Below are 19,264 nucleotides of genomic sequence, written 5' to 3'. Positions count from 1 at the left end.
ACTGGCGGGCGACGGACCATAAACCTCCGACAACGCGTCGCCCGCCGCTCGCGGTTTACCGCGCTGGTTTTGACGCGACGACTAACTTTAATTATCGACCGTGTGGAATTCGTGGTGTGACTTCCGAGGGAACCCACTCGACGTGGTCGTCGCAGGCGCTTGACGTCGACCGGCCCGAGGCCGCCGAGTACCGGGCGCTGGCGAGTGACCTCCGCTCGCGCGTCGACGGCCGCGTCGCGTTCGACGAGTACGCTCGCGTCCTGTACGCGACGGACGGCAGCATCTACGGCGCGCAACCTGCGGGCGTCGTCTTCCCCACTGACACCGAGGACGTGCGCGCGGCCGTCGAGGTAGCGACCGACCACGGCGTCCCGATTCTCCCTCGCGGCACCGGGTCGTCGCTGGCGGGGCAGACCGTCGGCCCGGGCTGTGTCGTCCTCGACGTCTCCCGGCACATGGACGGCGTGCTCTCCGTCGACCCGGACTCGAAGCGGGCGCGCGTCCAACCCGGCGTCGTGCAGGACGACCTCGACGACCACCTCGCGGAGTACGGCCTGAAGTTCGCGCCCGACCCCGCCTCGTCGAACCGAGCGACCGTCGGCGGCGGCATCGGGAACAACTCTACGGGCGCACACTCCGTGCGCTACGGCATCACCGACGCGTACACGGAGGCGGTGACAGCCGTCCTCTCGGACGGCTCCGTCATCGAGGCCCGGGAAGTCGTCATCGACTCCCCGGAGTGGGAGGAAATCGTGGAGGGCGACGACCGCGAAGCGGAACTCCACCGGACAGTCCGCGCGCTCGTCGAGGAACACGCCGACGAAATCGAGGCGCGCTACCCGGACCTGAAACGCCGCGTCTCCGGGTACAACCTCGACCGCGTCGTCTACGAGAACGACGACGGCGAGCGCGTGCTGAACCTCGCGAAACTGTTCGTCGGCGCGGAGGGCACCCTCGGCGTCGTCGTCGAAGCCGAACTGTCGCTCGTGACCGTCCCCGAGGAGACGGCGCTGGCGCTGTACTGCTTCGAGAATCTCGCGGACGCGATGCGGATGGTTCCCGTCGCGCTGGAGTACGACCCGAGTGCGGTCGAGTTGATGGACGACGAGGTGTTCCGGCTGGCCGCCGACTCGGACGGCTACGCCGAGTACGTCGAACCGATTCCGGACGGCGCCGAGGCCGCGCTCATGCTGGAGTTCGACTCCGAACTCCACGACGACTTCGAGGACGCCATCGCGGAGACGAACGAGCGCTTCCTCGACGAAGGGCCGGCGTTCGACGCCGTGGAGGCGTACAGCGAGTCCGCGCAAGACGACCTCTGGAAGCTCCGGAAGGCCGCGATTCCCCTGTTGATGTCGCTGCCCGGCGACCCGAAGCCGTACCCGTTCATCGAGGACGCCACGGTGCCCCCGGAGGAACTCGCGGAGTACGTCCAGAAGTTCGAGGCCGTCCTCGACGACCACGACACGTCCGCCGCGTACTTCGCGCACGCCGGCTCCGGCACCCTCCACATCCGGCCGATTCTCAACCTCAAGGACGAGGCCGGCGTCGAGGCCCTGCACTCCATCACGGAGGACGTCACCGACCTCGTGCTCGACCACCACGGCTCGTTCTCCGGCGAGCACGGCGACGGCATGGCGCGCACCGAGTTCAACCCGAAGATGTACGGCGACGACCTCTGGCGGGCGTTCAAGGAGGTGAAGACCGCCTTCGACCCCGAGTGGTCGCTCCACCCCGGCAACGTCGTCTACCGCGACAGCGCGGCCGACGTCGGCCCCGACAGCGACCGCGGCGTCGGCGCGGACAACCGCGACCACCTCCGGTACGGCCCCGACTACGAGTCCGTCGAACCCCAGACCAGCCTCGACTTCTCCGAGGAGGGCGGCTTCACGGACCTCGTCGAACTCTGCAACGGCTGCGGGACGTGCCGGCAGACGGACTCCGACGTGATGTGCCCGACGTACCGCGCCTCCGAGGAGGAAATCCAGACGACCCGCGGCCGCGCGAACATGCTCCGCGCCGCCATCAGCGGCGACCTCCCCGAGGACGAGATTCACTCCGAGCGCTTCCAGTCCGAAGTGTTGGACCTCTGCGTGGGCTGCAAGGGCTGCCAGAGCGACTGCCCGACGGGCGTCGACATGGCGAAACTCAAAGCCGAGACGAAACACCAACACCACCAACAGGAGGGCGCGACGCTGCGCGAGCGCCTGTTCGCGAACATCGACGCCGCCTCCCGGCTGGGCTCGATGCTCGCCCCCATCTCGAACTGGGCGACCGACCTGCCGGGCGCGCGGACCGTCATGCAGTCCGTGTTCGGCATCGCGCCCGAGCGCGACCTCCCGCCGTTCCGCCGCGAAACCCTCCGAGACTGGTTCGACGCGCGCGGCGGCTCCACGGTCCCCGCCGCCGACGCCGACCGCCGCGCCCTCCTGTTCCCGGACACGTACACGAACTACTCGTACCCGGCCGCCGGGAAGGCCGCCGTCCGCGCGCTCGAAGCCGCCGGCGTCCACGTCGAAATTCCCGACGACACCGCCGCCTCCGGCCGCGCCGCGTTCTCCACCGGGATGCTCGACACCGCCAGCGAGCGAGCGCGCGCCAACGTCGACCAGTTCGCCCCGCGCGTCGCCGACGGCTGGGACGTCGTCTTCGTCGAACCCTCCGACGCCGTGCTGTTCCAAGACGAGTATCTCGACCTGCTCGGCGACGCCACGAGCGCCGACCATGCCAGCGCCGCCGCCGACGGCGGCACATCCCCTGTCGAGCGCGTCGCCGACAGCGCCTACGGCGTCTGCGAGTACCTCGACACCTTCCGCCTCGACGAAGCCCTCCGCGTCGACGACCGCTCGCCCGGCGCCGCCGGCGCGCTCAGCTACCACGGCCACTGCAACCAGAAAGCCACGAACAAAGACCACCACGCCGTCGGCGTCCTCCGCCGCGTCGGCTACGACGTCGACCCCCTCGACTCGACGTGCTGCGGGATGGCCGGGAGCTTCGGCTACCACGACGAACACTACGACCTCTCGCAGGCCATCGCCAGCCGCCTCTTCGAGCAAGTCGACGAAAGCGACGCTGACCGCGTCGTCGCCCCCGGCGGCTCCTGCCGCAGCCAACTCGGCGACCGCGACGGCGTGGACGACACTCCACCCCACCCAATCGAAGCAATCGCCGACCGAATCGACGGCGCGTAGCTCGGGCGGTCGTTCACTGTTTCGAGGGCCGGCGCGTAGCGCCGCCCCTCGCTGTTCGCGGGTCACTTCGTTCCCCGCTCACTTCTCGAGAGCCCTCACTCTGTTCGGGCTCTCGCTATCCGGAAAGCGTTTATCCACCCCGTCGCAACCGCGTGGTATGCCCCCCTCCAGTGACGAGCGCGCCCCGCGACGCCGTGTCGCCGCCGCGCTCGTCGCCGTTGCTGTCGTCGCCCTCCTCGCGCGCCTCTGGGACCTCGGCTGGCGGGTCGCCCATCAAGACGAGTCGCGGGTCGCGGACTGGATTCTCCACTACATGGACGCCGGCGCGTGGCAGTACCGCCCCATTATCCACGGGCCGTTCCTCCCGCACGTCAACGGCGTCGTCTTCGACCTGCTCGGCCCCTCGGACTTCACGATGCGACTCGTCGTCGCCGTCGCCGGTGCGCTACTCGTGGTGGCGCCGTGGCTGCTGCGCGAACGCCTCTCGAACGCCGAAGTCGTCGCGGCGAGCCTCTTCTTCGCCGCCAACCCCGTATTGTTGTACTACTCGCGGTTCATGCGCAACGACCTGCTGCTGGCGGCGTTCATGTTCACCGCCTTCGGGTTGTTCGTGCGCGCTCTCGACACCGGGAAGGCGCGGTACCTCTACGCCGCGGCGCTCCCGTTCGCGCTCGCGTTCACGACGAAGGAGAACGCGCTGTTGTACCCGGTCTGCTGGCTCGGCGCGCTCGCGCTCGTCCTCGACGGCCGCCTCGTGCTCGCGAAAGCCGGCAGCGAGAGCCGGTTCGCCGTCGCGCGGTCGCACGTTCGCCGCGCAGCACGCGCTGCGTGGCAGTACAAACTCCACCTGGGCGCCGCGCTCGTCGAGACCGCCGTCGTCGTCGTGGCGTTCTACGCGCCCAAGCCCGACCTCTACGAGGCGCTCCGCGACCCCACGCTGCTGCCGGGCGTCCTCGAAGACGCCACCCTCGGGTCGTGGAACGAGTTCATGAGCCTGTGGGGGTCGACGGGGATGCAGGAGCACTCCTACGTCGCGTTCCTGAAACACGACCTCACCGTCCTCGGCGTCGCCTCTACCGCGCTCGTCGTGTTCGCCGCGCTGGGCTTCCTCTACCAGCGCTACGCCACCGAGGAGCCGCGGCCGGTGGTCGAGGTCTGTTTCTACTGGGGGCTGTTCTCGGTGTTCGGCTACCCCGCAGTCGCGGACATCTCCGCCGCGTGGACGATGATAAACGCTATCGTGCCGCTGGCAGTCCCGGCGGCGGTCGGCGTCGCACTCGTCTACGACCACGGCCGCGCGGCCGCCGCGTCGGGGAACTCTGCGGGCGCTCGCGCCGTCGCGCTCGCGCTTCTGGTCACCGCCGCCGGCACGGGCGCCGTCGCCGCGCAGACGACGTACGCGAACCCGCAGGGGCCGGACAACGTGCTCGTCCAGTACGCCCAGCCCGCCGGCGAGATGCAGCCCACGCTGCAGGAGATTCGGCGTATCTCCGCGAGCAACGACGGTATCGACGTGATGTACTACGGCAACGAGTTCAATCACCCCGACGACCTCACCGAGAAACCGCGATTGAACCTCACCACGGGCGCCCCGGACGGCTGGTTCGAGCGTCTGCCGCTGCCGTGGTACTTCCACCAGTACGGCACGAACACCGCCAGCACGCTCGACAACGAGACCGTGACCGAATACGAGCCACCCGTCGTCATCGCGCTCGACGACGAGGACGCGGCGCTCGAAGATAGCCTCCCCGACCGCGGCTACACGCGAACCGTCTATCAAGGCTACCAGTACGGTCGCCCGCTCGTGTTCTACGTCCGCGCGAACGCGACAGCGTGACGGAGGGTGGACTGAAAGGGGCGGGACGCTCGCGCTTCGTTTAGTCGTCTCGGCGACCCCTATCCGCGGCCGGAGGGAGCGGATATGTCGCCGAGCGACCGCGAGCACGCCGGGGCTTTCGAGGCGTCTTCCGTGCTGTCGTAGTCAGCAACGTTCGCAGAGACGACTCCCCACGACGACTGCGACGCGCTTATGCGCCCCGAGGTGGTAGGTCAGTGGTAGTGACTGAGGCGCTCGACGTCGTCGAATTCCTGTTGTCCGCTCGCGTCTACGACAAGCACCGGGAGCTCGACGAGAACGACCTGCCGCCCGCGTACCGCACCGCGCTCTGGGGAGACGACGGCGTCCCGAGACCACCGCAGACCACCGAAACAGCCGTCACCGAGGGGTCCGGCGTCGACGAGCCGTGGGACGCCATCTCCGGGCTGATGTTCACGGACCGCGACACGTTCGCGGGGAGCATGAGCCTCGTCGACGACGAGATGGCGATCGACTGGTTCGTCGAGAACGCCGACGCCGAGCGCGTCCGCGACAACCCCGTGCTGGCGTACGCCGTCGGCGACGAGTTCGGCGTGGACTACGAGGCCGCCCGCGAGGACAACCGGCCCGTGCAGGCCGACCCGCAGTGGATAGACGGCCTGCTCTCGGAGTACTTCGACGAGGACGACGAGGAGATGCTGGACCTCGTGGAGGTGCGCTCGCCCGCGGAAATCGACGTGACCCTCGACGACATCGTGCTCACCGAGGAGCAGGAGAACGAGATTACGAAGGTCGCGAAGGCCATCGAGCACCGCGACTACCTCGCGACCATCGGGCTCAGCGAAATCGGGAAGCTGCTGTTCGTCGGCCCGCCCGGCACCGGGAAGACGTCCACTGCTCGCGGGCTCGCCCACCAACTCGACCTGCCGTTCGTTGAGGTGAAGCTCTCGATGATTACGAGCCAGTACCTCGGCGAGACGGCGAAGAACGTCGAGAAGGTCTTCGAGGTGGCCAAGCGGCTCTCGCCGTGCATCCTCTTCATGGACGAGTTCGACTTCGTCGCCACGACGCGGACCGGCGACGAGCACAACGCCATCAAGCGCGCGGTGAACACGCTCCTGAAGAGCATCGACGAGGTGAGCCTCGTCAACGACGACGTGTTGCTCATCGGCGCGACCAACCACCCCGACGAGCTCGACGCCGCGGCGTGGCGGCGCTTCGACGAGATTCTGTCGTTCCCGCGGCCCGACGAGGGGATGCGCGCCGAGATTCTGGAGGTCGTCACCCGCGAACTCGCGGTCGACGACTTCGACGCCGAGGAGCTCGCCGCCGAGACGGAGGGCCTGACCGGCAGCGACCTCCGCCTCGTGCTCCGTGAGGCGGTCCTCGACGCGCTCATGGAGGACCGCCGGACGCTCACACAGGACGACCTCGTGGCCGCCGTCTCGGACTTCGAGGACCGCGACCACCTCCGCAACCTCGACACCCTCGAGGAAGCCATCGACGACCCCGACGAACCCGACCACGAGGACACCCCGCACGCCGGCCACGACCACGCATGAGGGTCACGCTGCTCGGCACGGGTGACACCACGGGCACGCCGACGCCCGGGTGCGACTGCGAGACCTGCCGAGCGGCCCGAGACCGCGGCGTCGAACGCACGCGATTCGCCGTCCACGTCGAGGACGAAACCACGGGCGACGCGCTCCTCCTCGATTTCAGCCCGGACTTCCGGACGCAGTTCCTCCGCGAGGAGGTCTCGCTGCCGGACGCGGGCGTCGTCTCCCACATCCACTTCGACCACCTCGACGGCCTCGGGAACTCGTATCGCCTGTTCGACGAACTGCCCGTGTACGCCGCCGACGAGACCGACCCGAAGACCGGCGAGAGCGTCGCGGAGACCGTCGCCCGGAAGTACGACTACCTCGACAACGTCGACCCGCGAGCGGTCTCGCCCCACGAGTCGTTCGAGGCCGCCGGGTTCGACGTGACGCTCGTGCCCGTCGACCATCCCCCCTTGCTCTGTTACGGCGTGGCCGTCGAGCGCGACGGCGCGAAGCTCTCGCTGTCCGGGGACACCAGCTACGACGTTCCCGACGCCTCTCGCGACGCGCTCCGGAACCCGGACCTCCTGCTCGCGGACGGCATCGTGCCCGCCCACCGCGCGGAGGCCCACCCCATCGGCGGCCGCCACGAGGACGACGACGGCGTCCCGCGGACGTTCGGCACGAAACACATGACCAAGGAGGGCGCGCTCGCGCTCGGCGACGAACTCGACGCCACCGAGACGCGCGTCGTCCACGTCTCGCACTTCTACCCCGCCGACGAGGCCTTCGACGACGCGCTCGCCGTCGACGGCGAGACGTTCACGCTCTAAGCGCCGTCTTCGCTTTCGGCTCGCGCCCACGCGACGCCCACCGCGAACCCGAAGGTCGCGAGTCCGAATCCGTAGACGTACAGCCACAGCGGCGCGTCTACCGCCGTCAGTCCGACCAGTCCGAACGCCAGTCCGCCGCCGAGCGCGCCGGCGGTCCAGTCGGGACTCGGGCGGTCCGAGCTACTGCGAACCACGTCCGGGTGCCGAGCGGTGTAGTAGCCGGCAGCGGCGTACAGCACGCCGATTTGTGGCAGCACCACTGGCGGCGCGTCGAATAGCACGGCGACGCCGACCGCCGCGAGAGCGGCGACCACCGCGCCCGCCCGTTCGCGTTGATGCATCACTCGAAGCCTCGTCTCGCCGGCACTTGAAACGAGAGGCGCGTTCGCCGGCGCTGTGGTCAGAACTGGTCGAGGCCGGACTGCCGCCGGCGGCCGCCCGCGTTCGCGTTCCACGGCGTGTTCCGCTCGCGTTCGGCGTCGAGGTCCGCTTCGGGTGCGTCCGCCGGCTCGTAGCCCGGGCAGTCCGCGCCGCACTCGCTGGCGGGGTCGACGAGTCGCTCCTTGTACGCACAGAACGGCAGGGCGGCGGCGTCGCCCTCCGCACCGCGAGCGGCGCGTGCGCAGTCCGGGAACTCGTACATCCGCCAGCCCTTGCCGTACGCGCGCTCCGCGACGCGGCGGCGCTGACGTGCCTTCTCGGCCGCCCCGACTGGTCGCACGTCCGTCTTTCCGGGTTCCGAGTCGAGCACTTCCAGCTCGGGGCCCGCCGAATCCAGTGGCTCCGGCTCTCGCACCACCTCGATTGAGTCGCTCGCCTCGAAGTCCACTCTCCAGACGCCCACCTCGTCGGGGAGCCGGTTCAGGTGGGCGCGCGTGACGTGGGAGGCCGTCGCGACGACGGCGTAGTCGAGGACGCCGAGGCTGGCGTCGTGGCGCATCTGGGCTTCGAGGTCGCCCGGCCGCCCGAGGTCCGGCTTGTTCTCGACGCCGACCAGTCCCCCCACCCAGTCCGGGTAGCGGGCGTGCTGGCGGACGACCGTCTGGCCGCCGCGGCGGTCGAGGTCCAGAAAGCCGGTGTTGGCACCCCGCTCGGCGAGGCTGCGGGCGCGCTCCGGCGGGCCATCGAAGACCCGCGTGACGCGCTCGTACTCCCCGACCGGCACGTCGGCGTCGAGGACGGCGGGCGGAATCGTCTCGCTCGTGAGTTCGGTTCGGGCGTCGAACTCCGGGCCCGACAGCACGCAGACGGTGTCCACGATGCGCCCGCCAGCGGCGTGGACGCTCGTCCCGAGTTGCCGGGAGACGATACCCGCGTCGCCGACGCTCGGCACGCCGTCGGCTTCGAGATGGGCGCACAGCCGGAGTTCGAATCCGAACTCTCGCACGCTCCTCCGTTCGTCGTTGACGGGGTTAAGCACCCGGTTCGCTCGCGTCGCGGGCGGCGCTGTATCGCGCCAGCGAACGGCGTTTCGGGGCTCGTTGACCCGGCGCCTCTGTAACAGTAGGTTTATCAGTCGTTCGGGGCGAAATTCACGCAAGATTACTCTGTGAACATGGCAGACAATCACCGACAACCGGAGGTGAACATCGGACTGGTCGGTCACGTCGACCACGGAAAGACCACGCTCGTCCGAGCGCTCAGCGGCGAGTGGACGGACCAGCACTCCGAGGAGATGAAACGCGGCATCTCCATTCGCCTCGGGTACGCCGACGCGACGCTGCGGCGGTGTCCAGACTGCGACGAACCCGAGTGTTACACCGTCGCCGAGGAGTGCCCCGAGCACGGCACCGAGACGGAGGTGCTGCGCACGGTCTCGTTCGTGGACGCACCCGGCCACGAGACCCTGATGGCGACGATGCTCTCGGGCGCCGCAATCATGGACGGCGCGGTGCTGGTCGTCAGCGCCAACGAGCCGGTCCCCCAGCCCCAGACGGAAGAACACCTGATGGCGCTGGACATCATCGGCATCGAGAACATCGTCATCGCGCAGAACAAAGTCGACCTCGTGGACGCCGAGCAGGCCCGGCAGAACTACGAGCAGATTCAGGAGTTCGTCGAGGGCACGGTCGCCGAGGGCGCACCCATCGTCCCCATCTCCGCCGAACAGGAGATCAACATCGACCTCGTCATCGACGCGCTCGAATCCGAGATTCCGACGCCGGACCGCGACCCGGACGCCGACCCCCGGATGTACGTCGCGCGCTCGTTCGACATCAACAAGCCCGGCACGAAGTGGGACGGCCTGCTGGGCGGCGTGCTCGGCGGCAGTCTCGTGCAGGGCGAACTCGACGTCGACGAGGACATCGAACTCCGGCCCGGCCGCGAGGTCGAGGAGGGCGGGCAGACGGAGTGGCGGTCGGTGACCACGACCGTCCGCAGCCTCCAAGCCGGCGGCGAGAACGTCGACGCGGCGTCACCCGGCGGACTGCTCGGCGTCGGCACCGGCCTGGACCCGAGCCTCACGAAGGGTGACGCGCTCGCCGGGCAGGTCGCCGGCCCGCCGGAGACGCTCCCGCCGACGTGGGACTCCTTCACGATGGATGTCGACCTCCTCGAACGCCTCGTCGGCGCCGAGGAGGGCGAGACCATCGACGAAATCAGCACCGGCGAACCGCTGATGTTGACCGTCGGCACCGCGACCACCGTCGGCTCCGTGACGAGCGCTCGCGACGGCGAGTGCGACGTCCAGCTCAAGCGGCCGGTGTGCGCGCCCGAGGGTTCGAAAATCGCCATCAACCGCCGCGTGGGAGCGCGCTGGCGGCTCATCGGCGTGGGTACGCTCACGGAGTGATGCGGGTCGCCATGGACGCCAACGCGCTGATGATGCCGGTCGAGAACGACGTGCGGGTCTTCGACGAACTCGACCGGCTGTCCGAGGAGTACGACGCCGTCGTCCCCGAGACGGTCCGCGCCGAACTGGAGAAGCTCGGCGCGGGCGGCGGGGAGGAAGCGACGGCAGCCAGCGTGGCGGCGGACTTGGCAGACCGCTGTGAGACCGTGGAAGCAGAGGAATCGTACGCAGACGACGCGCTGTACGCGCTCGCCGTCGACGGCGACGCGGACGCAGTCGTTACGAACGACGCCCCCCTCCGACAGCGCCTGCTCGACGCGGGCGTGCCGGTAATTCATTTAAGGGGCCGGAATCAATTGACTATCACTCAACCATAAATGTACAAGCGAGCACGCCTGAAGGACACGATTGAGGTTCCGCCCGAGCACCTCGGGGACGTGAGTCCGGACCTCGTGAAGCGGCTGCTGCAGGACAAACTGGAAGGACGAATGGACGAAGACATCGGGAGCATCGTCACCGTCACTGAGGTCCACGACCTCGGCGAGGGCGCGGTGTTGCCGAACCGTCCCGGCGTCTACTTCGAAGCGGAGTTCGACGCCGTCACGTTCGACCCCGAGATGCAGGAAGTCGTCGACGGCGAAATCGTCGAAGTCGTGAGCTTCGGCGCGTTCGTCGGCATCGGCCCCGTCGACGGTCTCCTGCACGTCTCCCAGATCTCCGACGAGTACCTCGCGTTCGACGAGGAGAACCAGCAACTCGCCTCCCGGGAGTCCAACAGCGTCATCGGCACTGGCGATTCGGTGCGGGCCCGCATCGTCACGAAGAGCATCGACGAGCGCAACCCCCGGGAGTCCAAGATCGGGCTCACGGCGAAACAGCCCGGTCTCGGGAAGCACGGCTGGCTCCGCGAGGAGCGCGAGCAGAGCGAGGAGGCCGAGTAGATGGCGTCGAACCGCCTGGCCTGCCACGACTGCCACCGCATCGTCGAACCCGACGAGGAGATGTGTCCGTACTGCTCGTCGACGAGCCTCACGGAGGACTGGGCGGGGTACGTGGTCATCACTCACCCCGAGGAGTCCGAAATCGCGGAGAAGATGGAGGTCTCCGAGGCGGGCGAGTACGCGCTGAAGGTCCGGTAGCGTGACTCGTGCGGCCGCGACGCTCCCACCGGACGCCCGCGGGGCGTTCAAGGAGCCACTCGGCGACGTCTACGAGGACGCCCATCGACTGCTGGCGGACGCGGGCGACCCGGTCGTGGCGGTCGGGGACGTAGTGACCTACCACCTCGTTGCGGCAGGCGCGCCGCCGAAGGTCGCCGTCGTGGACGGGAAGACCGAGCGCGAGGCCGTCACCGAGGAAGTCGCGGGCGGGCGCCCCGATGCCGACCGCACCGTCGAGGTCGCCAGCGACCCGGGCACTATCTCGGAGGAGTTACTCGAAGCGCTCGTCGACGCAATCGACGCCGAGGGGTCGACGCTGCTGTCCGTCGACGGCGAGGAGGACCTCGCGACGCTGCCCGCCGTCGTCGCCACCCCTATCGGCGCGAGCGTCGTCTACGGCCAGCCCGGCGAAGGAATGGTGTTGGCGAACGTGACGAGCGCGCTCAAGGAGCGAGCCCACGACCTCTGTGACCTCTTGGAGACAACGGAAGCGTTCTGGGCGCTGCTGGAGTGAGGGGGCCACGCGGCTCGCGGGCGCAATCAGCCCTTCGAAATGCTTTTACTGATTTCGCGTTCATATACGAACAACTGACCATGGAAATCGAGATTCTGGAGCAGGAAGACAACCCCCTGCTTCACCGGACTGAGGTCAAATTCGAGATCGAACACGAGGACGCCACGCCGTCGCGGCTCTCCGTTCGCGACAGCCTCGCGGCGAAACTCGACAAGGACTCCGAGGAAGTCGTCGTTCACGAACTCGACACGAAGTTCGGGATGCGAAAGACGGTCGGCCGCGCGAAGACCTACGACTCCCCGGAGGACGCCGCGGAAGTCGAACACGAGCACATGCTCGACCGCAACAAGATCGGCGCCGAGGAAGACGCCGAAGCGGAGGAGGCTGAATGATGGCTCGGAACGACTACTACAACGACGACGGCACGACGGACAAGGAAATGTGCCCGCGCTGCGGGGACACGTTCCTCGCGGACCACGGCGACCGGCAGTACTGCGGGAAGTGCGGCTACACCGAGTGGGACTGACCCGGTAGATGCGGGTTCTCGGAATCGAGGGCACTGCGTGGTGTGCGAGCGCGGCGCTGTACGATTCCGAGACTGATTCTGTCGTCATCGAGTCCGACGCGTACGCGCCCGACAGCGGCGGCATCCACCCGCGCGAGGCCGCCGAGCACATGCGGTCGGCGATTCCCGCGGTCGTGGAGACCATCCTCGACGAGAGTGACGGCCAGATAGACGCAGTCTCGTTCTCCCGTGGCCCCGGCCTCGGCCCGTGCCTGCGCATCGTCGGCTCCGCGGCGCGCGCGCTCGCCCAGACCTTAGACGTCCCTCTCGTGGGCGTCAACCACATGGTCGCGCACCTCGAAATCGGGCGCCACCGCTCGGGTTTTTCGGCGCCCGTCTGCCTGAACGCCAGCGGCGCGAACGCCCACGTGCTCGCGTACCGGAACGGCCGCTATCGCGTGCTCGGCGAGACGATGGACACGGGCGTCGGGAACGCCCTCGACAAGTTCACGCGCCACGTCGGCTGGAGCCACCCGGGCGGCCCGAAAGTCGAATCTCACGCGAACGAGGGCGCGTACACTGAACTTCCGTACGTCGTGAAGGGGATGGACTTTTCGTTCTCGGGCATCATGAGCGCCGCCAAGCAGGAGTACGACCAGGGGACGCCGGTCGAGGACGTCTGCCGGGGGCTCGAAGAGACCGTCTTCGCGATGCTCGGTGAGGTCGCCGAGCGCGCGCTCTCGCTGACCGGTCGCGACGAACTCGTCTTGGGGGGTGGCGTCGCGCAGAACGACCGGCTGCGTGGGATGCTCGACGCGATGTGCGAGCAGCGCGGCGCGGACTTCTTCGCGCCCGAACCCCGCTTCCTGCGGGACAACGCGGGGATGATTGCGGTGCTCGGCGAGAAGATGGCGCGCGCCGGCGACACGCTCGAAATCGAGGACTCCGCCATCGACTCGAACTTCCGGCCGGACGAGGTGCCGGTGACGTGGCGTGAGCCCGAGCCGCCCGCGCGCCCCGACAGCGACGTGCTGCAGGGCGCGGAGGCGACGGTCACGTTCGCGGATGACCACGTGACGAAGGCGCGGCTCCCGAAGGAGTACCGCCACCCCTCGCTGGACGCGCGCCTGCGGCGCGACCGCACCGTGCTCGAAGCGCGCTTGACCAGCGAGGCGCGCCGACACGGCGTTCCCACGCCGCTCGTCTGGGACGTGGACGTGCCGGAGTCGACGCTGACGCTGCAGCGCGTCGGCGACACCGACGTCCGTGACGCGCTCACCGAGTCCCGCGTGCGGGACGTGGGCCGCCACCTTGCGACGATTCACGACGCCGGCTTCGTCCACGGAGACCCGACGACCCGGAACGTACGCGTGACCGCGAGCGGAGACGACGACCGTACGTTCCTCATTGACTTCGGGCTCGGCTACAACACGGACGACGTGGAGGACCACGCGATGGACTGCCACGTCTTCGAGCAGAGTCTCGCGGGCACCGCCGACGACCCCGAGCCGCTGACGGCGGCCTTCGAGGCCGCGTACCGCGAGGCGGGCGACGAGTCGGTGTTCGCGCAGTTGCGCGCCATCGAGGGGCGCGGGCGCTATCAGTAGGTAGTGTTCAGATAAGCTGATTCCATGCGAAGCTGAACGATCTGAGCCAATCGTCGGCGGTATCTGCTGCGGCGTTGCTGAAACAGTTCGAGAACGATGAGGTTCGTCGTTTTATCTCTCGAAAGACACGTTCGACAGCATTCCGATTCCCGTGTTTTTCATATTGGAATCGGAGGCCGTGTCGTTGACAGGCGTCTTTCAGCGTGGGTGCACCATCAACGAGAAACACGGCATTATCGACATCATGTTTCTCGCGGAGGTCGGCGAAAAACGAGCGAGCAATCACGTTCGTACGCGTCGGCTCAAGCTTTGTATGGAGCAATTCGTTTGTTTCTGGATCGACAGCAGCGTACAGCCAGTACTGCTCGTTATTGAGTCGGATCACGGTTTCATCAACGGCAACGTGATCCGGACTCCGTCCTGACTCGGGCTGTAGGTCGGCTTTGTGAACCCAGTTATGGACGGTGGAGCGTGCTCGTTCGACACCGAATATCTCAAGTATAGAGACAGTATTTGAAAGTGAGAGTCCAGCAAGGTGGAGCTGAATACTGAGCTTCATCAGCAGCTGCGGTGTCGCTTCTCGTTCAACAAACTCTAAGTCGATCTGGTCTAAACAACCGCTGAGGCGGGCGTTTTCTGGCATGGACACCTGAAAACCGCACCGCCTCACCTTTCAATCCTTATCTGAACACCGCCTATCAGTAGCCCCAAACTGATTTGGGGGCTGGCGCCGAACGAACGTGTATGGTCGAGAAACCGTCTAGTGGCGAACTGTTCGGCGTGCCGTACAACTTCGAGCGCCCGAAACTCAGCGGGATGCTGGAGTCCTACTGGCAGCCCGGCGAGGGGATGCTCGTGGAGAAGCCGTTCGGCATCGGCTACACGCTGAACCTCGCGAACTGGCGGTCGTGGGTGGTGCTGGCGGTGGCTGGCGTGCTGCTCTGGCAGCAACAGCAGAGCGGGGACGAAGACGACGACGGCGCCGTCGAGGAAGCAGTCGAAGTCGTCGTCGACGAGTAATCGACGCATCCAACTCGGTGCGCGCCGACGCGTCGGTATGCGCACGCTCCGGTTCGTGACGACCAACCCCGGGAAGGTCCGGGAGGCCGAACAGTACCTCGCCGATGTCTACGACGTCGTCCAGTACGACTACGACTACACCGAGATTCAGAGCGACGAGCTCGCCGACATCGCGGCCCGCGGCGCGGAGGACGCCTACGAGGCCCAAGACGCCGACGTCCCCATCATCGTCGACGACGCTGGGCTCTTCGTTCGCGCGCTCGACGGATTCCCGGGCCCGTACTCCTCCTACGTCGAGGACACGCTCGGTATCGAGCGCGTCTGGGACCTCGCCGAAGACCTAGAGGACCGCCGCGGCGCGTTCCGCTGTACGGTCGCGTACACGGACGGCGACGTGACCGAAACGTTCTCCGGGGCCGTGCAGGGCACCATCGTCGCGCCGCGCGGCGACGGCGGGTTCGGCTACGACCCGATTTTCGAGCACGACGGCGAGACGTTCGCTGAGATGGACACCGAACGGAAGAACGCGCTCAGCCACCGCGGTCGCGCGCTCGCGAAGCTTGCCGACTGGCTCGCGGAACGCCAGGACTGAGCTATTCGCGCGGGTCGCGGTCCGGACCGGGGTAGTCGCCGCCGACGACCGTCGGATACAGTTTCTCCGGGTCGAACAGCCGCGCGAACGCGTCCGGGGCCTTCACGCTGACGTCCACGCGCCCCTTCAGTTCCATGCCGGTGCGCGCCGAGCGCAGCGTCTCGTCGTACGTGAGGACGTGCGCCGCGTCGCCGGCGTGTGCGGCACCGAGCGTGGGCTGGTCGCCCTCGGGGTGGCTCACGAGCGTCGCCTCCGCCTCGATGCGCTCGCGCCAGTCAGCGGCGAGGGCGGGGTCGCCGAGCGCCGCAACCACGGCTTCGGCGTCGTCCAACAGCGGGTCGCTGGCGACGAGGTCGACCCACGAGTGCGAGCGCACGTGGTCGAGCGCAGCGCGCGCGTCGCCGTCCACGAAGAGGTCAGCAGCGAGCACGTCGGCGTCCGCGGCGACTCGCGCGGGGCTCACGTCACTCATCGTCGCGCTCTCGGTGGTCGGTAAGCGCCGCGCGCACGTCTTCGACGCTGCCTTCGTAGTCAGCGCTACGGTCGAACAACTCCCGCCACGTCGTCATTCTGTGGCGGCCATCAGCCCGCGGATTTCCGTCCGGTACTCCTCGGGCGTGAGACCGAGGTCGACGTCGACGGTCACCGAGATGGCTTCCGAGAGTTCTTTCTGGGTGGTCGTCGCGAAGTTCTGCCCGGGGTACGCGCCGCCGGCGACGACTACGTAGTCGCCCTCGTTCCACACCGCGAGGTCGCCCGCCACCTCGATGGCGCCCGCCTCGATGGTGAACGTCTCGCCGCCGGCGTCGTACGCCAGCGTCCCGACCGGGTAGTCCGCGGTGAACGTCGTGATGCCGGGGCTGGCGCCCGAGTCCGTCTGGAACTCCGCCTCGCCGGTCTTCGTGACGTTCTCCAAGCCGGTGTCCCGCATCCGCTGCTCGAACTGGGCCTCGGCTGCGGACTCGACCTCCGAGAGCAACTCCGAGAGGCCGGCGCCGCCCGGGAGGTTGTTGAGGTCCGGCGAGAAGTTGATGTGCGACGCCGAGTAGATGGCCAGCGTGCCGTCGATTTGCCCGAGCGTCTTCTCGCGGACGTCGGCCGCGAGCGCCTCGTCCTCGTAGGTCACCGTCGTGGACTTCCCGGTGACGGTGACGGGGCCGTAGCTCTGCTCGAAGACGGTCTCCTCGCTCTGGTCTGTCTGCGTCCACCCGCCCTCCGAGAGTTGGTCTGCGGGGACGCTCGGCGGCGCGACGGAGCCGACCGCGCCCGAACAGCCCGCGAGCGCACCCAGCCCCACCACGCCGGCGGTGCCGAGGAATCTGCGTCGGTTCATGGGACAGTTTCGGGCGCTGCGCGCTAATGGGTCTTCCGACGCGCGTAACGTCGTTGACGTGAACTGCGGGAGCCCTGCCCGACGAACACGGCGCGTCTGACGAATCTTTATAACACCCGAGGAAACACCAACCGAGTGGACGCGCGTTCGACTCTCCCCCACTCCCCCGCGCGTCCGGCACTCCCCCACTCCCGTTTTCGCCTCGTCGCGTGACCCACAGCGAGGCGTCCGTCGACGCTGACGGGCGCAGAGACGTTTGTACGGCCGACCCACCAGTCGAGTCTCTCGACGCCGTCTATCCCGCCCACCCGCCGGGAACGTCGTCGGCGACGCGGTCGCGCCACGTCTCGAAGTCCGCGTCGCAGTCGGGGCTCTCCTCGATGTGCAGCATGAACCCCTTCCCCGGCGAGGCGACGTACTCCCCGCAGAACGGGCACTCGTGGGGGTCCGATTCGTGTTTGGTCGGTTCGCGTGCGTCCGCGCTCGGGTTCTTCGTTGCCATGCGAACACGTCCACCGCGAGGAAATATAACGCTGTTCCGTATACAGATTATTTTGATAAAACGTGGTTATATGCCAATAAGGTCTCTCGTCGCGCCGCGAAACTGTCGACGAGCCAAACGCCTTTGGGGGTTTCCGCGCAACGATGCGACGATGACACCACCGACGAAGACGCTCCCGAGTGGCGACGAACTCCCCGCAATCGGCGTCGGCACGTGGGACATCGGCGGCGACACCGTCCGCGACGCCGTGCGCGCCGGCCTCGACGCCGGCTACGCCCACGTCGACACCGCCGAAGGCTACGGCAACGAAGCCGAAATCGGGGACGCGCTCGCGGAGTACGACCGCGACGACGTCTTCCTCACGTCGAAAGTCCTCCCGAAACACCTCGACTACGAGTCCGTCATCGAGTCCTGCGAGGCGACCCTCGACCGCCTCGGCACCGACTATCTCGACCTCTATCTCGTCCACTGGCCGAACCCCGCAATCTCGCTGCGGGAGACGATGGACGCGATGGCGACGCTCCACGAACGGGGCAAGATTCGGAACGTCGGCGTCTCGAACTTCAGCGCCTACCAGCTCAGCTGCGCCCGCCACGTCAGCGACGTCCCCATCGCCGTCAACCAGATCGAGTACCACCCGTGGAACACCCAAGACGACGTCGTCGACTACTGCCGGGAGACCGACACCGTCGTCGAAGCCGCCGCGCCGCTCGCGCGCACCGAAGTGTTCGCCGACGACACGATTCAGGCGGTCGCCGAGAAGTACGAGCGCTCGCCCGCGGAGGTCGTGCTCCGGTGGGCCGTCGAGAACGACGTCGTCCCGCTCCCGAAGTCCTCGACGCCCGACCACGTCCGCGCGAACCTCGACGTCCTCGACTGGGAACTCGACGACGAGGACCGCGCCCGCATCGACGACATCGACCACCACCAGCCCGTCTACGACTTCCCCGCGCGAGACTGGACCGGCGACACGTACGGCATCTCCGAGTAGCCACAGCGCTACTCGATTAGGGTCGAGAGGAAAGAGCCTAGGCCGGAATTTGAATCCGGGGTCTCGTCCTTACCAAGGACGCGCTTTACCGCTAAGCTACCCAGGCACGCATTCGTATGAAGGCACGAGGACTTCTTTATGAGTTTCGATTCAGCGGTCCGCAGCCGACGTGGGACTGACCCGTTCGTCGCTCTGCTGCTCGCCGACGCGCGCCATCACGTCCTCGATTTCGTCGGGGAGCGCGTCGCCCGCGCCCGGCAGCGGGACGGCCGCGTTGTCCGCGAGACCGACGACGTACTGGCGCAGCGCGACCGGCGTCTCGCCGCCCGCCGCGGTGCCGCCCGCGATGGCCGCGAGTTCGAAGACGTTCGACTCCAGCGAGCGCGACGCCGACGCCCGGCCCTCCTGTTCGTCGGTCTGCTGGCGGCCGAACTCTCGGACCGTCTGGACGGCGTGTCCGGCGGCCTCGGTGCGCGCGAGCAATCGGAACCCCCGCGCGACGAGCACGTCCGCAGCGAGCACGTCGAGGTCGTCGGCGGGGTCCTGTTCGTCGGTGTCTGCCCACGGCTCCTCGGCGACGAGGTCTCTGGTGGTTCGCAAACCCTCGTAGATTAGCTGGACGCCCGCGGCCCGCCGGGTCACCGCGTCGTCGTCGACTGAACCGTCGACGACGCGGGCGCTCAGCACCGTGAGCACTCCGGGGAGCATCGAGGACGACGCGACGTAGTCGTCGATGACCGCCCGGAGGCCGTCCGGTTCGATGTCCGCGACGGCGTCCCGGGCGGCAGCCCGCGCCTGCTCGGCCTCCTCCATCGACCGAAGGTAGCGGCTTGAACGGCAAAGACCTTTGGAAACCACCGCC

22 protein-coding genes and 1 tRNA gene are annotated in these 19,264 nt (G+C 68.0%); 15 read left to right on the top strand and 8 right to left on the bottom strand.

Annotated features, from left to right (window positions below; translation table 11 throughout):
- The first annotated feature begins 116 nt into the window (after window positions 1-116).
- The 4 genes from AVZ66_RS11435 to AVZ66_RS11420 all read left to right on the top strand — a co-directional run bounded on the left by AVZ66_RS11435 (window position 117) and on the right by AVZ66_RS11420 (window position 7,384).
- Window positions 117-3,191, top strand: coding sequence for an FAD-binding and (Fe-S)-binding domain-containing protein (locus AVZ66_RS11435; RefSeq protein WP_058984203.1), 3,075 nt, complete (start codon window positions 117-119; stop codon window positions 3,189-3,191).
- A 157-nt stretch (window positions 3,192-3,348) separates the two neighbouring features.
- Window positions 3,349-5,028 carry a flippase activity-associated protein Agl23 gene (locus AVZ66_RS11430; RefSeq protein WP_058984202.1) on the top strand — a complete coding sequence of 560 codons (1,680 nt, stop codon included), beginning with the start codon at window positions 3,349-3,351 and terminating at the stop codon, window positions 5,026-5,028.
- A 221-nt stretch (window positions 5,029-5,249) separates the two neighbouring features.
- Complete coding sequence (locus AVZ66_RS11425; RefSeq protein WP_058984201.1) at window positions 5,250-6,569, top strand: ATP-binding protein; 1,320 nt, start codon at window positions 5,250-5,252, stop codon at window positions 6,567-6,569.
- Window positions 6,566-7,384 carry an MBL fold metallo-hydrolase gene (locus tag AVZ66_RS11420; RefSeq protein ID WP_058984200.1) on the top strand — a complete coding sequence of 273 codons (819 nt, stop codon included), beginning with the start codon at window positions 6,566-6,568 and terminating at the stop codon, window positions 7,382-7,384. The genes AVZ66_RS11425 and AVZ66_RS11420 overlap by 4 nt, the downstream gene beginning before the upstream one ends.
- On the opposite strand, the gene AVZ66_RS11415 is transcribed toward AVZ66_RS11420, so the two are convergent.
- Entirely contained in the window at window positions 7,381-7,725 is a 345-nt protein-coding gene (locus AVZ66_RS11415) for a hypothetical protein (protein ID WP_058984199.1), read from the bottom strand. The two genes, AVZ66_RS11420 and AVZ66_RS11415, sit on opposite strands and share 4 nt — an antisense overlap.
- A 59-nt stretch (window positions 7,726-7,784) precedes the next feature.
- Entirely contained in the window at window positions 7,785-8,771 is a 987-nt protein-coding gene (locus AVZ66_RS11410; RefSeq protein WP_058984198.1) for a DUF5787 family protein, read from the bottom strand.
- A gap of 168 nt (window positions 8,772-8,939) precedes the next feature.
- Here AVZ66_RS11410 and AVZ66_RS11405 point away from each other — a divergent pair, with 168 nt between their 5' ends.
- From AVZ66_RS11405 to AVZ66_RS11370, 8 genes are all read left to right on the top strand, one after another.
- Window positions 8,940-10,178 (top strand): translation initiation factor IF-2 subunit gamma, encoded by a 1,239-nt coding sequence (locus AVZ66_RS11405; protein ID WP_058984197.1) that lies wholly within the window; start codon window positions 8,940-8,942, stop codon window positions 10,176-10,178.
- Entirely contained in the window at window positions 10,178-10,555 is a 378-nt protein-coding gene (locus AVZ66_RS11400) for a twitching motility protein PilT (RefSeq protein ID WP_082678836.1), read from the top strand. Before AVZ66_RS11405 ends, AVZ66_RS11400 begins: the two co-directional genes overlap by 1 nt.
- Window positions 10,556-11,119 carry a DNA-directed RNA polymerase gene (locus AVZ66_RS11395; protein ID WP_058984195.1) on the top strand — a complete coding sequence of 188 codons (564 nt, stop codon included), beginning with the start codon at window positions 10,556-10,558 and terminating at the stop codon, window positions 11,117-11,119.
- Window positions 11,120-11,317, top strand: coding sequence for a transcription elongation factor subunit Spt4 (spt4, locus tag AVZ66_RS11390; RefSeq protein WP_058984194.1), 198 nt, complete (start codon window positions 11,120-11,122; stop codon window positions 11,315-11,317).
- A 1-nt stretch (window position 11,318) separates the two neighbouring features.
- Window positions 11,319-11,852, top strand: coding sequence for a GTP-dependent dephospho-CoA kinase family protein (locus AVZ66_RS11385; protein ID WP_058984193.1), 534 nt, complete (start codon window positions 11,319-11,321; stop codon window positions 11,850-11,852).
- 80 nt (window positions 11,853-11,932) lie between these two features.
- Entirely contained in the window at window positions 11,933-12,244 is a 312-nt protein-coding gene (locus AVZ66_RS11380) for a 30S ribosomal protein S24e (RefSeq protein ID WP_058984192.1), read from the top strand.
- Complete coding sequence (locus tag AVZ66_RS11375; protein WP_058984191.1) at window positions 12,244-12,378, top strand: 30S ribosomal protein S27ae; 135 nt, start codon at window positions 12,244-12,246, stop codon at window positions 12,376-12,378. Before AVZ66_RS11380 ends, AVZ66_RS11375 begins: the two co-directional genes overlap by 1 nt.
- Window positions 12,379-12,386: 8 nt before the next feature.
- Window positions 12,387-13,964 carry a bifunctional N(6)-L-threonylcarbamoyladenine synthase/serine/threonine protein kinase gene (locus AVZ66_RS11370; protein WP_058984190.1) on the top strand — a complete coding sequence of 526 codons (1,578 nt, stop codon included), beginning with the start codon at window positions 12,387-12,389 and terminating at the stop codon, window positions 13,962-13,964.
- Between the two features lie 7 nt (window positions 13,965-13,971).
- Here AVZ66_RS11370 and AVZ66_RS15720 read toward each other — a convergent pair whose 3' ends face one another.
- The gene (locus tag AVZ66_RS15720) at window positions 13,972-14,607 is read right to left on the bottom strand and encodes an IS6 family transposase (RefSeq protein ID WP_082678726.1); all 636 of its coding nucleotides are present in this window, start codon (window positions 14,605-14,607) and stop codon (window positions 13,972-13,974) included.
- 101 nt (window positions 14,608-14,708) lie between these two features.
- Between AVZ66_RS15720 and AVZ66_RS11360 the strand changes: the two genes are divergently transcribed.
- Together AVZ66_RS11360 and rdgB are read left to right on the top strand one after the other, a co-directional pair.
- Complete coding sequence (locus AVZ66_RS11360; RefSeq protein WP_058984189.1) at window positions 14,709-14,984, top strand: DUF5808 domain-containing protein; 276 nt, start codon at window positions 14,709-14,711, stop codon at window positions 14,982-14,984.
- 37 nt (window positions 14,985-15,021) lie between these two features.
- Window positions 15,022-15,576, top strand: coding sequence for an RdgB/HAM1 family non-canonical purine NTP pyrophosphatase (gene rdgB / locus AVZ66_RS11355; RefSeq protein WP_058984188.1), 555 nt, complete (start codon window positions 15,022-15,024; stop codon window positions 15,574-15,576).
- 1 nt (window position 15,577) lies between these two features.
- Here rdgB and AVZ66_RS11350 read toward each other — a convergent pair whose 3' ends face one another.
- The 3 genes from AVZ66_RS11350 to AVZ66_RS11340 form a co-directional block, all read right to left on the bottom strand.
- On the bottom strand, window positions 15,578-16,048 hold the full coding sequence (locus AVZ66_RS11350) for a hypothetical protein (protein WP_058984187.1): 471 nt from the start codon (window positions 16,046-16,048) through the stop codon (window positions 15,578-15,580).
- Window positions 16,049-16,141: 93 nt separating this feature from the next.
- Window positions 16,142-16,909: a DUF6517 family protein gene (locus AVZ66_RS11345; protein ID WP_058984186.1), complete on the bottom strand. Its 768-nt coding sequence runs from the start codon at window positions 16,907-16,909 to the stop codon at window positions 16,142-16,144.
- A gap of 295 nt (window positions 16,910-17,204) precedes the next feature.
- On the bottom strand, window positions 17,205-17,411 hold the full coding sequence (locus tag AVZ66_RS11340) for a hypothetical protein (protein WP_058984185.1): 207 nt from the start codon (window positions 17,409-17,411) through the stop codon (window positions 17,205-17,207).
- 151 nt (window positions 17,412-17,562) lie between these two features.
- On the opposite strand from AVZ66_RS11340, the gene AVZ66_RS11335 reads away from it, so the two are divergent.
- Complete coding sequence (locus AVZ66_RS11335; protein WP_058984184.1) at window positions 17,563-18,402, top strand: aldo/keto reductase; 840 nt, start codon at window positions 17,563-17,565, stop codon at window positions 18,400-18,402.
- A gap of 34 nt (window positions 18,403-18,436) precedes the next feature.
- On the opposite strand, the gene AVZ66_RS11330 is transcribed toward AVZ66_RS11335, so the two are convergent.
- Window positions 18,437-18,508: transfer RNA gene (locus AVZ66_RS11330), tRNA-Thr, on the bottom strand.
- Between the two features lie 44 nt (window positions 18,509-18,552).
- A complete protein-coding gene (locus tag AVZ66_RS11325) occupies window positions 18,553-19,215 on the bottom strand; it encodes a hypothetical protein (protein WP_058984183.1) in 663 nt (220 codons plus the stop codon).
- Window positions 19,216-19,264 lie beyond the last annotated feature (49 nt).

This window comes from Halobacterium sp. CBA1132 (genome assembly GCF_001485535.1).
GTDB lineage: Archaea > Halobacteriota > Halobacteria > Halobacteriales > Halobacteriaceae > Halobacterium.
This window is presented reverse-complemented; position numbering and strand designations above follow the sequence as displayed.

Bases quoted from the DNA above. Each gene is read 5' to 3' on its own strand.
- AVZ66_RS11430 (WP_058984202.1), top strand. From the start codon at position 3,349: ATGCCCCCCTCCAGTGACGAGCGCGCCCCGCGACGCCGTGTCGCCGCC.
- AVZ66_RS11420 (WP_058984200.1), top strand. From the start codon at position 6,566: ATGAGGGTCACGCTGCTCGGCACGGGTGACACCACGGGCACGCCGACG.
- AVZ66_RS11415 (WP_058984199.1), bottom strand. From the start codon at position 7,725: ATGCATCAACGCGAACGGGCGGGCGCGGTGGTCGCCGCTCTCGCGGCG.
- AVZ66_RS11405 (WP_058984197.1), top strand. From the start codon at position 8,940: ATGGCAGACAATCACCGACAACCGGAGGTGAACATCGGACTGGTCGGT.
- AVZ66_RS11400 (WP_082678836.1), top strand. From the start codon at position 10,178: ATGCGGGTCGCCATGGACGCCAACGCGCTGATGATGCCGGTCGAGAAC.
- AVZ66_RS11395 (WP_058984195.1), top strand. From the start codon at position 10,556: ATGTACAAGCGAGCACGCCTGAAGGACACGATTGAGGTTCCGCCCGAG.
- spt4 (WP_058984194.1), top strand. From the start codon at position 11,120: ATGGCGTCGAACCGCCTGGCCTGCCACGACTGCCACCGCATCGTCGAA.
- AVZ66_RS11380 (WP_058984192.1), top strand. From the start codon at position 11,933: ATGGAAATCGAGATTCTGGAGCAGGAAGACAACCCCCTGCTTCACCGG.
- AVZ66_RS11375 (WP_058984191.1), top strand. From the start codon at position 12,244: ATGGCTCGGAACGACTACTACAACGACGACGGCACGACGGACAAGGAA.
- AVZ66_RS11370 (WP_058984190.1), top strand. From the start codon at position 12,387: ATGCGGGTTCTCGGAATCGAGGGCACTGCGTGGTGTGCGAGCGCGGCG.
- AVZ66_RS15720 (WP_082678726.1), bottom strand. From the start codon at position 14,607: ATGCCAGAAAACGCCCGCCTCAGCGGTTGTTTAGACCAGATCGACTTA.
- AVZ66_RS11360 (WP_058984189.1), top strand. From the start codon at position 14,709: ATGGTCGAGAAACCGTCTAGTGGCGAACTGTTCGGCGTGCCGTACAAC.
- rdgB (WP_058984188.1), top strand. From the start codon at position 15,022: ATGCGCACGCTCCGGTTCGTGACGACCAACCCCGGGAAGGTCCGGGAG.
- AVZ66_RS11350 (WP_058984187.1), bottom strand. From the start codon at position 16,048: ATGAGTGACGTGAGCCCCGCGCGAGTCGCCGCGGACGCCGACGTGCTC.
- AVZ66_RS11345 (WP_058984186.1), bottom strand. From the start codon at position 16,909: ATGAACCGACGCAGATTCCTCGGCACCGCCGGCGTGGTGGGGCTGGGT.
- AVZ66_RS11340 (WP_058984185.1), bottom strand. From the start codon at position 17,411: ATGGCAACGAAGAACCCGAGCGCGGACGCACGCGAACCGACCAAACAC.
- AVZ66_RS11335 (WP_058984184.1), top strand. From the start codon at position 17,563: ATGACACCACCGACGAAGACGCTCCCGAGTGGCGACGAACTCCCCGCA.
- AVZ66_RS11325 (WP_058984183.1), bottom strand. From the start codon at position 19,215: ATGGAGGAGGCCGAGCAGGCGCGGGCTGCCGCCCGGGACGCCGTCGCG.